This window comes from Candidatus Paraluminiphilus aquimaris (genome assembly GCF_026230195.1).
GTDB classification, from domain to species: Bacteria; Pseudomonadota; Gammaproteobacteria; order Pseudomonadales; family Halieaceae; genus Luminiphilus; species Luminiphilus aquimaris.
Window position 1 is genome coordinate 2,168,604 of the sequence record NZ_CP036501.1, and the last position, 14,695, is coordinate 2,183,298.

The following is a 14,695-nucleotide window of genomic DNA, read 5'->3' on the forward strand; positions in this document are numbered from 1 at the left end:
GCTGTGGCCTGTGAAAATGAGGTGCTAAACACAATGAGTAACCCCCTAAAAAGCCTAAACCACGGATTGAGCGAAGAGCTCAATATGCTCCGAGATACCACGCGGCAGTTCGTAGAGAATGAACTGCTTCCCATTGCGAGCGAGGTAGATTCATCAAACGACTTCCCTCATCACCTATGGCGCAAAATGGGGGATATAGGTCTTTTGGGCATTACGGTGGACGAGCGCTTCGGTGGATCGGCGATGGGGTATTTGGCGCACATCATCGTCCTAGAAGAAATCAGTCGTGCCTCGGCATCAGTTGGTCTGTCCTACGGCGCGCACTCCAACCTGTGTGTTAACCAACTCCAGTGCAACGGTACTGAGAGTCAAAAAGAGAAATACCTACCGGACCTCTGCTCAGGCGCGAAAGTGGGTGCGCTCGCGATGAGCGAGCCCAACGCGGGCTCTGACGTGGTCAGTATGAAGTTGCGCGCCGAGCGTCGCGGAGATCACTTCATTCTCAATGGTAGTAAAATGTGGATCACGAATGGTCCCGATGCACACACCTACATCATCTACGCAAAGACCGAGCCAGAAGCCGGCTCACGAGGCATCACCGCCTTCATTGTAGAGCGCGGCTTTACCGGATTTTCGCAGGGAAAAAAGCTCGACAAATTAGGCATGCGTGGTTCGAATACGGCGGAACTTATCTTCGAAGATTGCCCCGTCCCGGTGGAAAACGTCCTGGGTGAGATTAATGGAGGTGTAGCGGTACTCATGTCTGGACTCGACTATGAACGCGCTGTTCTCTCCGGTGGACCCGTTGGGATTATGCAGGCCTGCTTAGACACCGTCGTGCCCTACGTTCATGAGCGACGACAATTCGATCAACCCATCGGCGAGTTTCAGCTCATCCAAGGGAAGCTCGCTGACATGTATGCCTCGACCGCCGCCTGTCGCGCGTACCTCTACGAGGTTGGTCGTGCACTCGATCGCGGTGAGGACAGTCGCAAAGACGCCGCTGCTGTCATCCTCTATACCGCAGAGGCTGCGACAAAAGCCGCACTCGATGCGATACAAATACTGGGCGGCAACGGTTACACAACCGACTACCCAACCGGACGTTTTTTGAGAGATGCAAAATTGTATGAAATCGGTGCAGGCACCTCCGAAGTGAGGCGGATGCTGATCGGGCGAGAGATATTCCAAGAGACTGCCTAATTAAAAAGGCTTTCCCAGCATCCTCGGGGACGCGGGACGCGGTACTTGCCCTCAATAAGGAGGGCAAACGAAAGAGCAATAGTTGATCGCAGGCGATATACTGGCGATTCACACCAATGAGTAAATTAGGAGTAGTTGTGTCCCTTGAAAACGTGTCCACCATCGATGACGTACGAATCGATGGAATCGACGACCTCGTCTCTCCTAATGAGATCATCGCTCGTTACCCGGTCCCCACTGAGACAGCCGCGTTGATCGAGACAACTCGCAGCCGCATTGCCAAAATCATGCGTGGAGAAGACCCTCGCCTACTGGTCGTGATTGGTCCCTGCTCCATTCATGATGCTGATGCAGCGCTTGACTACGCGCAAAAGCTCATGCGTATTCGGGAGCAATATGCCGATAAACTCGAAATAGTGATGCGCACCTACTTTGAAAAGCCGCGAACGAGTCTGGGTTGGAAAGGCTATATCAACGACCCGTTCCTGAACGACAGCTTCAAAATAAACGACGGCTTAGCGCTCGCAAGAGAGCTCTTACTCTCGATCAATAATATGGGATTACCTACTGCGGGTGAGTTCTTAGATGCAATTACACCTCAGTATGTCGCGGACCTGATGTCTTGGGGTGCGATTGGTGCACGAACAACAGAAAGTCAGAATCATCGTCAGCTCGCTTCTGGCTTGTCATGCCCTGTTGGCTTTAAAAACGGAACCGAGGGCAACGTTCAAATTGCAGTCGACGCAATCAGAGCGGCTGGCGCGAGCCACCATTTCTTGTCCGTCACAAAGACGGGCTCTGCTGCGATCGTTAAAACAGCGGGCAACCATGACTGCCACTTAATTCTACGCGGCGGACTCAAACCTAACTATGATTCGACGAGCGTCCGAGAGGCCGAACTTCTGTTGGAAAATGCGGGACTTACCACAGGACTGATGGTGGACTGCAGTCACGCAAACAGTCAGAAAGATCACGCGAAACAAATCGGTGTTTGCCAAAGCATCGTTGATCAAAGGCGCCAAGCAGGCTGCCCTATAAAAGGCGTCATGATCGAAAGCCATCTGGTTGGTGGAAATCAGCCCATTGCGCGACCTGATGCGCTCACCTACGGACAAAGCATCACCGACGCCTGCCTCAGTTGGGCAGACAGTGAGATGCTGTTAGACGCCCTCGCTCAGGGATGACTCAGGGGCAAGACCGCCCGGCATATTCTTCGCGAGTGGTCCCATTTTCCTTGAGATCGACTCTGACAAGGTAAAGTAGTGTGTCTCGAGCACCCCAAATGCGCCGCAACAAGGCATCGATCGCTAAAGATCTCTTCGCCTTCAGCAAGGGCGCTTTGGCGTGGCTTGCTTAGGGGCCTCACCCAGCGCGCTTTCTCACCGTAGACGCTAGGAGAATGCGGGGGCCGAAATAGGCCCATCAGGCTCATCTGACTCAATTAACTCAATGATAGGCTGGTTAAAACCACGTTTCAGTCCTGCAAGCGATCGCCGGTTTTTACCCATCATAGGGGCTGCCAACTCGAGTCCCATCGCTTCTAAGTCGTCCATGGATCCCGTAGCATCGACGACCTCGAGGTCCAAGGCCCGACTCGCTGTTAGGCGCTCCCCCGTTAACAGCGCAGCCCTGATTGCCAATGGGCTCAGCTTGCTGCACACAAGCTCGTTCATTCGCACGGTCAGCGTCATGTTCAGATCGACCTCAGGTAGGCAGAAAAACCCTCGGTCTTCTCTCATCACACTGTAGTCAGACGCCAAAACAATCATCGCCCCCAAACCAAACGCATGCCCTGTCACCACTGAAACCACTGGAAACGGCGCGTCGAGTACGCGAGCAAGGACGCGCATACACAACTCAGTGAACTCCTTGTCGCCACTTGCCATCAAGTAATCTAAGTCCAGTCCCTGACTGAAGTTTTTTCCCTCGCCCGCGAGCAGCAGAACTTGGCATTCCTCATCCGCTATGGCGTTGGTAATTGCCTCATCAAACTGACCCAAGGTTTCAGGGTTGAAGCGGCCTTCTCCGATAAATTGATGGCGATGGATAGCTGGCATGGCAGACACTCTCGAACAAATTGTTAGCGGCGAATACTACATGAGCCGGGCCGCTATGAGTTAGACTTGTCACTCTTGTTTTAATTCAAAACCATAGGGGGGTGCATGACCAAGCTTGAGCAGCTAGCTGCCATGAGTACAGTAGTCGCAGATACAGGTGACATAGACGCAATAGCCAAGCTAAAGCCGGTTGACGCGACCACCAACCCCTCATTGTTGCTCAAGGCAGCTGGGCTTGCGCGCTTTGAGGCAGATGTAGCTTCGCTAAAAGGCACGCCAAACGCGGCTGACGAATTTGCTGTAAGAGTTGGCTCACAAATCGTGGCCCTGGTTCCCGGAGTCATCAGTACTGAAGTCGACGCTCGGCTTTCTTTTGATACCTCACGCACCATCGAGAAAGCAGAAAAGCTCATTGAGCTTTATGACAGAGAAGGCGTGGCAGCTGACCGTGTACTGATCAAGATCGCCTCGACTTGGGAAGGCATTCAAGCCGCTGCTGAGCTGGAAAAGCGCGGTATTCACTGCAATCTGACGCTATTGTTTGGCTTTGAGCAAGCGCGGGCCTGTGCGGATGCAGGCGTTTTCTTAATTTCGCCTTTCGTTGGCAGAATTACTGACTGGTATAAAGCCAACACGGATAGGGTGATTGACACACCTGCTCAAGATCCCGGCGTGCAGTCGGTGTCCAAGATCTTCAATCACTATAAAACCCACGGCTACGACACGGTGGTTATGGGCGCGAGTTTTAGAAATACAGGGCAGATTGAGGCGCTTGCGGGTTGCGATAGGCTTACCATTGCACCCGATCTTCTCGACGCGTTAGGTGCGAGCGAAGGTCACTTGCCTGAGGCGCTGAGTAAAGCGCAGGCGGCATCAGCTGTAGGTCAACCCATATCAGAGGCCGAATTTCGTTTTGAACACAACGAAAGCGCCATGGCCAGCGAGAAGCTCGCTGACGGAATTAGGCGCTTTGTCGCTGACCAGGTGAAGTTGGAAGCGGCGCTCGCCTGATCAAAGATCGTTGCTTGTTCCCGAAAGGATAACCGTGTCGATATAAAAAAAGCGCCCGTAGGCGCTTTTTTTAGGAACGTTTGTGGCCCGCCCGCCCCTTGATTGTCCTAGCCAAACTTCGCCTCGCGCTTCTCGAAAAACGCCGCCACAGCCTCAAGTTGATTGGGCTTATAGATAATCTCAGTCTGCTCAACTGACTCCGCCAAAAGCAGTTCGGCATCGGAAGCCTCACCCATCATATTCGAGATCTTTTTTGCGGCGCGAATGGCATCTGGATTTTTACCCGCAATGATTCGAGCCAACTCCAGCGCCCTAGCAAGGGGCTCCTCGTTAACCTCGGTCGCAAAACCATAGCTCTGCGCATCCTCACCCGAAAAAATCTCATTGGTGTAGACAAGGCGGCGCAGAATATCGTCACGTACGTTACCCCGCCACAGTGGATAGCCGGACATATCAGGAACGAGCCCCCATCGCATTTCCATAACGGCACAACGGGTATCAGGGTGAATGATCTTTATGTCGGAGCCCGCCATCAATTGAAGTCCACCGCCAAAACACACGCCGTGCACAGCAGAGATAACTGGCACAGGCAGTTGTCGCCATCCCCAACCGAGATTCTGCACCCAATTAGCTTTTCCATGGGTACGAGGAACAAGGTCTGAGGGCGCGTCGTCCTTTAGGCCAAAGCTTCCTAAGTCGAGTCCGGCGCAAAATGCGTCGCCCTCACCACTCAACACAATGGCACGGACACTACCATTAACCGCAAGTGTCTCCAGCGCCGCAGTGATGCCCTCAAACATCGCGGGATCAAGCGCGTTCATCTTATCGCCCCGGTTTAGCCGGACGTGACAGACACCGTCTGTCGTGGTCATTAATACCCGTTCTGCCATCTCTCTTCCTCTCTTTTTTCTGTTACGCGCGGCGATAAATACTGCGAAATGCCATCATAAAGAGATGCCAATCGACCGGCAATTCATTCTCTCAATCGCGGTAATTCGACGTTGCATTTCCTAACAGCGATTTCTGCAAAATGCGATACGCCAAGCGTTTGTAAGGTGGCGCGAGACCCTGCTCGATTGACCTCCAAAAACGCCGCTAGCGCTGTCCCCTTGGGGGCGACCTATTCCACCGGATGTGTTTTGCTCACCCGTTAATACGTTGCCCACGGGCCAATCGGCGCGGCCTCGACCCGACATGATGGTAGGGGTGAACCGACTATCGACACGAGTCGCCATCGTGTAGGCGATTCATGAACTCGCTGATGATTTGCAAACCATTGAGCACAGCGGTATTTTCCTGACTCCACCAACAATAACGAGAACGTCATGAACTCGATCGCTGATATCAACCCAACGATTGCCGGGTCAATCGAACAGGCCGAAGCCATCCGCGGCTCAATGCAGATGAAACTGGACGAGATGCGCCGGGCGTACCACCAAGATCCTAACCCCAGCGAGGCAGACCGTAAGCACCACTTAAAGCAGCTCAAGAAGCTCATTGGGGAGAACAGCGAGGCTATTTCGAAGGCGATCTCTGAAGATTACGGACACCGCTCAGAGCACGAGACCATGTTTGCCGAATTTATTGGTACCGGCGGCGGTATTGATGACATTCTCAAAAATCTTAGAAAGTGGATGAAGCCCGAGAAGCGACACATCGATTCCACCATGTTTCCCTTCGCCAGCAACACGGTCATTCCACAACCTCTAGGCGTCGTTGGTCTCATTATCCCATGGAATTTCCCTGTGTTTCTCTCGGTATCCCAGATTGCGATAGCGTTTGCGGCGGGTAATCGCGTGATGGTTAAAATGTCGGAAAACAGCCGCTCGCTGACCCGCCTCCTGAGGGAGCTCTCCCCCAAGTACTTGCCAGAAGACAAGCTCGTGTTTATCGAAGAGACAGGTGGCGTCGGCATCGAGTTTTCCAAGCTTGCCTTTGATCTCATTATCTTTACTGGCTCTGGCGCCACGGGCAAAAAAGTCATGGCCTCCGCCGCAGAAAATCTGACACCCGTTATTCTGGAGTTAGGAGGTAAGTCACCTGCCATTATTGATCCTGACTATGACCTTGCCAAAGCGGCCGAGCGCATCATGTTTGCAAAGCAGTTCAACGCAGGGCAGATATGCGTGAACGTCGATTACGTCATGGTCCACAAATCACAGCTGGATGAATTCCTTGAACACTGCAGTACTTGGCTAAAGACTAACGTACCGACGATTAATTCTGACGACTACACGTCCATGATTGATCAACGAGCCTATGACCGGATGATGGCAACACTCGACGACGCACGTGCTCAAGGTGCAAGAATCATCAACCCTACGGGCGAGGAGCCCAACCCTGACACACGCAAAGTGCCGGTTCAGTTTGTCGTTGATACATCTCCCGAGATGATCATCCGAAACAGGGAGACCTTTGGCCCGCTTCTCATGATCATGACCTATGAATCGGAAGATGACGTGATTGCGCACGTGAATTCAGGGGACCGACCGCTCGCGATGTACCCCTTCACAAAGAGCAAGAAACTCGCCGAACACTACATCAAATACATCATGTCCGGTGGCGTGAGCATCAACGATGCCCTGCTACATGTGTCCCAGCACGATCTGCCCTTTGGAGGCGTGGGTGGCAGTGGAATGGGTCATTACCACGGAAAGGAAGGCTTTACGTCGTGCTCTAAGATGCGTCCTGTGTTCCACCAGGCCAATTTCACGATCAATAAGTTCATGGGGCCTCCCTATGTAGGGTTTAAAGATAAGATGTACCGGTTTCTAACAAAGAAGAGTATGAAATAAGATTCCGCGCCGAAAGCTCCACAAAAAAGGCCCCATCTGGGGCCTTTTTTGTGTCGCAACTTAGGGCTAATTATTTACCAAAATGCGACGTAAATAAGCACAAGGATCAAGCATATCGCGATGGAGGCAACGTTGAATCCTTGTGTAGTGCCAAATCGAATATCTCCCAACACAACAGGCTGCGCCTCCTCGGGCGCGCGTGTCAGGCGTGACACGACAACACCGAATGCCACGTTTAGCAGAAACACCAGCCAGATACGCAAGACAAAGGGCAAATCAGGCATGCTCATTTTCAGGACTAGACTTGCTACCACAGAGCCAACAAGCACGGCGTAAGCGCTTGCCTCATTAGCACGACGATCGAAAAAGCCGAGTAAGAAAATGATTACCACGCCGGGGGCGATAAAGCCTGTGTATTCCTGAATGGTTTGAAAGGCGCTCTCCATGCCACCGAGAAATGGCCGAGCAAGCACCAAAGCGAGTAACATCGCGACAAAAGCAACCACGCGACCAACTGTGACAAAGTGCGCCTCGTCTTTGTTTCCCGCCGTGTATTGCCGATAAATATCCATCGTGAAGATAGTGGCAATCGAGTTCATCATGGACGCGAGTGATGACACTATCGCCGCAATTAATGCCGCAAAAACGAGCCCACGGAGCCCCTCAGGCGCGAGCTTCATCAGCTCCCCATAGGTTCGATCTGACTTCTCATTCAGCACGTCGTAGGCGAGAGCACCGTCTTGCGCAAGAACGAGCGCCGCGATACCGGGTATCACCACGATAAGTGGAATCAGCAGCTTTAGAAATGCGGCGAAAGCCAGCCCTTTTTGCGCCTCAGCTAAGCTCTCTGCACCGAGTGCTCGTTGAATGATGTATTGGTTGAATCCCCAGTAAGAAAAATGAAGCACCCATAGGCCGCCCAGTAGGGTCCATATTCCTGGTAGGTCGCTATAATTTGGGTGCGATTCGTCGAGAATCATTTCAAAGTGACCCGGCACCTCTTCACCCAGTCTCGAGAGTCCTGCGCCTGCACCATTACCCGCGCCTACGGCATCCAAGGCTATCCAGGTAATGGCTAAACCACCAAAGATGAGTATGACGACCTGAATAATATCGGTCAGTGCCACAGCCTTGAGACCGCCATAAATGGAGTAAATGACCGCGAAGGCCGCAAGCGCCATCATCGCTAGAGTGACATCAAGACCCGTAAGGCTCTCTATCGCCAAACCGCCTAACCATAAAACGGCTGTCAGGTTCACCGCGGTGTAAAGTACTATCCAATAAAACGACATTAGCGTCTTCACGCCGGTGCCATACCGCGTTTGTAAAAACTGCGGCATGGTATAAATCTCGCGCTTCAAGAAAATGGGTAGGAAGTACTTGGCGACCAGCAGCAGTACAATGGCAGCCTGCCATTCATAAGCTGCAATCGCCAAACCGACAACAAAGCCTTGACCCGACTGTCCAATGATTTGTTCAGCCGAAATATTTGCAGCAATAAGAGACGCGCCGATCGCCCACCAAGGCAGCGTTCTGCCTGCAAGAAAATAGTCCTCGGTGGTTTTCGCTTGTCCTGAATCGCGTGAAACCCACTGAGCGATAGCAAATAAACCAATGGCATAAACTGCCACAATTGCCAGATCAATAGAGCCCATATTTCCCCCTTTTATTCTTCGTATACGACAAGCAAACCGTCATGCTAGTCGAGCAGCAGTGTGTCGTTAACGAGGTCAGCACACGACGCGATCGAGCGAATCTCTGGCATCGTTGTCAACTTAATCTCCGATATGTCGAGCGTTATATCACCCTCAGTCGCCAGAACGAAGGCTGTATTTACTTGCGCTAAGTTCAAGCCTGCCTCTTGGAAACACGCCACCGGAACGGCCCGCTTAGTCCACTCACCGAGAGGTGAATCCAGCAGGACTTTCGTGAAGCGCACAGCGCCCGAACATGGGTATTTACAGTCCATGCGCAGTTCCACCACCGACGTCGGCATACGCTGAACTCTAAACTCGATAGACAAGGCTCCGCCCGCGTCATTGAGCGCCGTTAAATCCGTCGGGTACTCTGACTGCATGTAGACTTGGGATACACCGGCCCCATTCCCTACGAAAGTAACTCGACGCGCGTCCTCTTGAACCAACCGGTCAATAGCCTCAATCGTGACGCTACCCGTTGATGACTGTGAACTGCTCGAAGTGGCCTCCACTTCCCAGTCACTCGCATCGCCGGAAAAGAGTCGCCAGGATCCGCGTGGGCCGCCATTAAATACTTCTTGGTCCAAGCTGTTATCGGCTCCGATCATTACCTCAGAGAGCGCGACCCAGGGACGGGACTCATCTACTGTAAGTCCATAGCCAAGAGGGAAAATGAACTCGTCCACCGGGAGATCCCGATCACGTGCATTAACGTCCAAACCGGGCCACGCCATGGGTAGCTTTCCCGCAAAGTCGTATTGCACACGACCCGCGGCATCTCGCAGAAGAACGTCAGCAACGCCCTGCCCCTCGCTTCCGGGAAGCCAGGAGACCACGAAGGCATCGCTGAGATTGAGAATATCGTTTACCCACATTGGGCGACCTGTCAAAAAGACCGCTACTACAGGAATACCGCGTTGCTTCAACGCTTTCATACGAGACCGCTCTGCGCGCTGGTCATACCAAGCGACCGAATAGACGTCCCCCTGCATCTCAGCATAAGGCGTCTCTCCGAAAACAAAGATCGCCGCATCAACCTCCGCCGACTCGTCAGTGGTGACGCTACCTCCTGCCGACTCGATTTGCTGGGTCAAACCCTCCAATATTGACATCGCGCCCGGAAAGTCTGTGTTGGCGTTGCCAGTACCCTGCCAGCTTATGGTCCATCCACCGCTTTGCTGTCCAATATTGTCAGCGCCAGGTCCCGCTACCAAATAGCGGCGATCTGCATGCAAAGGCAGCAGGTTGTCGCTGTTTTTGAGTAGAACTTGCGATTTGCGCACGGCCTCGCGCGCCAGAGCGCGGTGCTCAGGATGTCCAATCTGATCGCGATACTCCGCGGCAAAGGTCGATGGCTGCCCACGAGTAAATAACCCCGCTTTTATTTTCATTACGAGAATGCGCGATACTGCTTCATCGATCCTCGCCTCAGCAATCTCGCCAGAGGCTACTTGCGCGAGCGTATTGTGATAGAGCGACTTCCACTCGGCAGGCACCATGAGCATGTCCACGCCGGCGTTAATCGCTTGCGCGCAGTCATCGTTGGTGCAGCCCGCAACCTCACCAATACCGTTCCAGTCGCTAACGACCATACCTTCAAAGCCCATCTCACCTCGAAGCAAATCGGTAAGAATTGCTTTGCTGCCGTGAATTTTGTCGCCATACCAGCTATTAAAGGATGACATGACACTCATAACATCCTTATCAATCGCTTCCACATACCCCTGTCCATGGACTGCAATTAACTCATCCAAAGGTAGAGTCGTTTCGCCTCGGTCATCTCCACGCAACGTACCGCCGTCCCCAATGAAGTGCTTAGCCGTCGATGCGATCCCTTCGGCCTGCATCGCTTCGACGATTGGAGCAACGAAACTGCCGGCGATGGCTGGGTCCGAGCTGAACGATTCGTACGTTCGTCCCCATCTGGCATCCTTCGCAACCGCAACGGTTGGCGCGAAAATCCAGTCGATGCCCGTTGCTTTGACCTCTCGGGCCGTGGCTCCGATGATCTGTTTCACAAGCTCGGGGTCACGCGTCGCACCCAGACCAATGTTGTGCGGAAACAACGTCGCGCCCATCACATTGTTGTGACCGTGAACGGCATCTGTCCCCCAGACGATAGGTATACCTGCGCTGCCTTCTGTGGTGTCTACCGACGCTTCATAGTAGGCATTAGCAAGATCGACCCAATCCTCCACCGTCGCGTATTTGTTTTCCTGAGGAAATGACCCACCGCCGTTTAAGACGCTGCCTAAACCAAACTCGCGCACATCCTGCGCAGAAACATCGCGAATTTCGCCCTGAATCATCTGGCCGACTTTATGCCGCAAGGTGAGTTGACTGGTTATGGCGTCGGCACAGGCTTTTATGTCCACTGAAGTGGTCGCAGCTTGAGCACAGCTCAAATCAACATGGGCGCCCTGTGTCGCTGGCTTCGTGCCGCAAGCTGCCAAGGTCATAACTACTAATGTGGAATAGGTGAGGTGTCGTGCAAGGCGCATAGATTACCGCTCGCTCATTGTCAGGAACGCATTTACCACCCCGGCGGCACTGTCTCACTACGTAAGAAGTCTCGCCGGATGTGACTGAGCCCCGAATTTACTGCCGGAGGATGGGCTGTCGCGAGTAATTTGCGACGGCTGGGGCACCAGAAAAGTCTAACCGGACTCAGTCTCGTCCAACAATGCACCGACTAGTCCGTCGCGCTTATCCTCTGGATTTTTGAGTAGACCGGGACGCCTCAAAAGCTCGCCACGAGAACGCCTTGCAGCGACTGCATTCAGAGCTTCCCATTTACCGCACCGATATCCCGACTTGTCTCAAGCTCCCTGTCCTACCGCCAGCGCTCATGGGATGTTAGCGTCTGGAAAAAATTCAAACCAATAAACTAGTCGGGGTTACTCCAAACATGGATCGTCACTTGTTTGCAAAAAAACGCGTTTCGCTTGCCGTCTCTCTTGCTCTCGGAGCAGTGGCCGCATCTCCTGTCATGGCACAGGACGGCGAGAACGCCAATGGCCAGATGATGGAAGAAGTCGTCGTCACGGGTATTCGTTCAAGTCTCAAGCGCGCAATGGACACGAAGCGAGATGCGACTGGTGTCGTAGATGCTATTACGGCTGAAGACATCGGTGACTTCCCCGACACAAACTTGGCCGAAGCGCTCCAACGTATCACTGGTGTCGCAATTGACCGGGACCGCGGTGAAGGTGCTCGAGTCACGGTTCGAGGTTTTGGCGCCGACTTCAACTTGGTCACGCTAAACGGCCGCCAGATGCCAACGCACAGTGGCCTTGGACGCTCATTCGACTTCGGTGATATTGCCTCGGAGAGTGTTTCGGGCGTCGAGGTATACAAGACGGCGCAAGCCAGTGTCCCCACGGGTGGCATTGGTGCAACCATCAACGTGCTGACAGCGAAGCCGCTGGATAATCCCGGCCTGTCTGCATCGCTCGCCGCTCGAGGCGTGAAGGATCAAAGTTCCTTCACCGGTGATGAGTGGACTCCCGAAGTGGCGTTCCTGCTCTCTAACACATTCATGGACGACACTGTTGGTATCGCAATAACCGGTAGCTTCCAGGAGCGACAATCGGGACAGGCGTCTGGATCAAACGGCAACTGGCTCGAGCGCGATGGCGTTGGCGTGCCCGATAACGGTCAACAGATCAATGGCCCCGTACCGGGCGACATAGTGGGCTTGCCACAGCAGCAGACCTACACACTCGACGAATGGGACCGTGAGCGAACAAATGCGCAGGTCACGTTGCAGTGGAGCCCTATCGAGACACTAACGGCAACCCTCGACTACACCTACGCGGAACTTGATCTCCGACACACGGCCAACAGCATGTCGGTTTGGTTCAGCCCAACAGGTCAATCGGGTAACTGGGTTCGCGAGGGCAACGTCGTTAGCCCATTGGTTTACACCGAGACAAACAACCAGCCCGACTTCTCTATGGGTGCGTTCTCTGATGCATCGATTAATGAGCGCAAGTCGACTGGCTTAAACCTCAAGTGGGATCCTACGGACCGCTTGAGTCTGGAACTCGACTACCACGACTCCGAAGCAACACGAAACCCCAACAGTGCATTCGGGAGCTCTGGCCAAGTTTCAATGTCAATCTTTGGACGCGAATTGACCTCGGTCAACTACACCAACGAGCTGCCTGTGTTAACCCTTGGGATGGCCGAGCCTATTTCGCCTGACGACCTACAAATCTCTGGGTCAGTTTTCAATAACAACTGGGCAGACATGGGCATCGAGCAGGTCCAGTTCGACGGTAGCTTTGAGCTGACAGACACGCTGGTACTGGACTTTGGCGTGGCTCAAACAGAAGTGGATAACTACACGGCTGGCTCAAACGTACAGCGGAATACATGGGGACAAAACCAGACGTCTGCGTTTGGCAGTGTTGCCGACCTCGTTGTACCGGCCTCTTTGGCGGGCGTTTTCAGCGAGTTATCAGGTGGCGATCAAGTCAACAACAACTTCTTTATGGCCAATATGGAGGATCTCGCAGCACGTGCTGAGTTCCTGCAAAGCTTGCCCGAAAGTAACCCAATGCATCTGGCGACCGCCTCCAATTTGGGTGACTGCGGTACCGGCTTCTGTGCGAGTTCAACGCCTGACAGCGAAGATTTCTTTGAAGAAGATACATTCGCTGCTTATTTGCAACTTAACTTTGCGGGCGAAATTTTTAACCGCCCCTTCAACGTTCGCGCTGGTGTGCGACACGAAGAGACCGAGGTGGTTTCAAGTACAGCGGCACAAGCGTACGACCGCGTTGAATGGCGCTCAACGAACGAATTCGAAATTATCCGAGCAGAAGGAAGCGTACCGTCTGCGCTCGCGGGCGAGTATGACTTCACACTCCCTTCTATCGACTTCGATATGGAGTTAACCGACAACTTGGTATTACGCGCATCGGCAAGCCAAACGATTGCTCGCGCAGGATACGGGTCGCTCGTCGGCACCTTGAACCTTCCCACCATCACGCGGGTTGACCAAGGTATTCCAGGCGAAGCGATTGCATCGGTCGGTAACCCAGGTCTCTTACCTTACGAGTCGGATAACCTCGATTTCTCGCTAGAGTATTACTACGGAGAGGCGAGCTATATCTCTGCAGGATACTTTGACAAGAAAGTCCGCAACTGGATCGCCGGAGGTATTCTCGAAAACGTCATCCTGAATGATCAGCTGGCAAGTCCAGGTCTTGGCCCACTCTATAACGATGCGGCTGCGGCACTGCAAGCTCAGAACGGTGTCTACCCTGGAAACGCAGAGATTCGTGATTACATCTTCGCCAACTTTGCTGATCAACCAGGTGTGGACGCTGCGAACCAGGTTATTACGGGTGTTGTCGGTCGAGATGATGCTGTGCCCTTCAACGTCAATACGCTCACCAACAGTGATCGTGAAGAAGGGATCGACGGCTGGGAATTGGCATGGCAACACAACTTCTGGGACACGGGCGTTGGCTTCATTGCGAACATGACCATTGCGGATGGCTCTGCTGTCTACGATAACCAGCTGAACGAGAGCCAGTTCGCGCTTGCGGGCTTGTCCGACACACGTAACTTCATCCTGTTCTACGATAAGTATGGACTTCAGGCTCGTGTTGCCTACAACTGGCGTGACGGTTACTACACAGGTGGTGATCTCAAGCCTGGCTACCAGACCGAGTATGAGCAGTGGGATGCCAACATCACGTACGAACTTACCGATGGTTTGGTTGTGTTCGTAGAGGGCATCAACATTACCAACGAGACATTCCGCTCTCATGGTCGTAGCCAGTACCAGACCTACGGCGTTGGTCAGATCGGTGCGCGCTACAACGTAGGCTTCCGCTACAACTACTAAATCGGTACCGCAAAATCCTATTGAAAACCGCCCTTTTGGGCGGTTTTTTGTTTGTGTAGATGACGCAAACTC

Annotated in this window: 9 protein-coding genes; 5 read left to right on the forward strand and 4 right to left on the reverse strand. The window is 53.2% G+C overall.

Annotated features, from left to right (window positions below; genetic code table 11):
* The first annotated feature begins 33 nt into the window (after positions 1-33).
* Together E0F26_RS10010 and E0F26_RS10015 are read left to right on the forward strand one after the other, a co-directional pair.
* Positions 34-1,203: an isovaleryl-CoA dehydrogenase gene (locus E0F26_RS10010; protein ID WP_279241517.1), complete on the forward strand. Its 1,170-nt coding sequence runs from the start codon at positions 34-36 to the stop codon at positions 1,201-1,203.
* A 137-nt stretch (positions 1,204-1,340) separates the two neighbouring features.
* Entirely contained in the window at positions 1,341-2,387 is a 1,047-nt protein-coding gene (locus E0F26_RS10015) for a 3-deoxy-7-phosphoheptulonate synthase (RefSeq protein ID WP_279241518.1), read from the forward strand.
* A 207-nt stretch (positions 2,388-2,594) separates the two neighbouring features.
* Here E0F26_RS10015 and E0F26_RS10020 read toward each other — a convergent pair whose 3' ends face one another.
* Positions 2,595-3,260, reverse strand: coding sequence for an enoyl-CoA hydratase/isomerase family protein (locus tag E0F26_RS10020; RefSeq protein ID WP_279241519.1), 666 nt, complete (start codon positions 3,258-3,260; stop codon positions 2,595-2,597).
* Positions 3,261-3,365: 105 nt separating this feature from the next.
* On the opposite strand from E0F26_RS10020, the gene tal reads away from it, so the two are divergent.
* The gene (gene tal, locus E0F26_RS10025) at positions 3,366-4,271 is read left to right on the forward strand and encodes a transaldolase (protein ID WP_279241520.1); all 906 of its coding nucleotides are present in this window, start codon (positions 3,366-3,368) and stop codon (positions 4,269-4,271) included.
* A gap of 107 nt (positions 4,272-4,378) precedes the next feature.
* On the opposite strand, the gene E0F26_RS10030 is transcribed toward tal, so the two are convergent.
* Complete coding sequence (locus E0F26_RS10030; RefSeq protein ID WP_279241521.1) at positions 4,379-5,161, reverse strand: crotonase/enoyl-CoA hydratase family protein; 783 nt, start codon at positions 5,159-5,161, stop codon at positions 4,379-4,381.
* A 435-nt stretch (positions 5,162-5,596) separates the two neighbouring features.
* Between E0F26_RS10030 and E0F26_RS10035 the strand changes: the two genes are divergently transcribed.
* Entirely contained in the window at positions 5,597-7,066 is a 1,470-nt protein-coding gene (locus E0F26_RS10035; protein ID WP_279241522.1) for an aldehyde dehydrogenase family protein, read from the forward strand.
* Between the two features lie 74 nt (positions 7,067-7,140).
* Here the strand turns inward: E0F26_RS10035 and E0F26_RS10040 are convergent, their stop codons facing one another.
* Positions 7,141-8,721 (reverse strand): sodium/sugar symporter, encoded by a 1,581-nt coding sequence (locus tag E0F26_RS10040; protein WP_279241523.1) that lies wholly within the window; start codon positions 8,719-8,721, stop codon positions 7,141-7,143.
* A 44-nt stretch (positions 8,722-8,765) separates the two neighbouring features.
* Positions 8,766-11,264 (reverse strand): glycoside hydrolase family 3 protein, encoded by a 2,499-nt coding sequence (locus E0F26_RS10045; RefSeq protein ID WP_279241524.1) that lies wholly within the window; start codon positions 11,262-11,264, stop codon positions 8,766-8,768.
* A gap of 407 nt (positions 11,265-11,671) precedes the next feature.
* On the opposite strand from E0F26_RS10045, the gene E0F26_RS10050 reads away from it, so the two are divergent.
* Positions 11,672-14,623 (forward strand): TonB-dependent receptor, encoded by a 2,952-nt coding sequence (locus tag E0F26_RS10050; protein ID WP_279241525.1) that lies wholly within the window; start codon positions 11,672-11,674, stop codon positions 14,621-14,623.
* Positions 14,624-14,695 lie beyond the last annotated feature (72 nt).

Excerpts from the sequence above, each read along its gene's own strand:
- E0F26_RS10020 (WP_279241519.1), bottom strand. The coding sequence starts at position 3,260 with ATGCCAGCTATCCATCGCCATCAATTTATCGGAGAAGGCCGCTTCAAC.
- E0F26_RS10045 (WP_279241524.1), bottom strand. The coding sequence starts at position 11,264 with ATGCGCCTTGCACGACACCTCACCTATTCCACATTAGTAGTTATGACC.
- E0F26_RS10040 (WP_279241523.1), bottom strand. The coding sequence starts at position 8,721 with ATGGGCTCTATTGATCTGGCAATTGTGGCAGTTTATGCCATTGGTTTA.
- tal (WP_279241520.1), top strand. The coding sequence starts at position 3,366 with ATGACCAAGCTTGAGCAGCTAGCTGCCATGAGTACAGTAGTCGCAGAT.
- E0F26_RS10035 (WP_279241522.1), top strand. The coding sequence starts at position 5,597 with ATGAACTCGATCGCTGATATCAACCCAACGATTGCCGGGTCAATCGAA.
- E0F26_RS10010 (WP_279241517.1), top strand. The coding sequence starts at position 34 with ATGAGTAACCCCCTAAAAAGCCTAAACCACGGATTGAGCGAAGAGCTC.
- E0F26_RS10050 (WP_279241525.1), top strand. The coding sequence starts at position 11,672 with ATGGATCGTCACTTGTTTGCAAAAAAACGCGTTTCGCTTGCCGTCTCT.
- E0F26_RS10030 (WP_279241521.1), bottom strand. The coding sequence starts at position 5,161 with ATGGCAGAACGGGTATTAATGACCACGACAGACGGTGTCTGTCACGTC.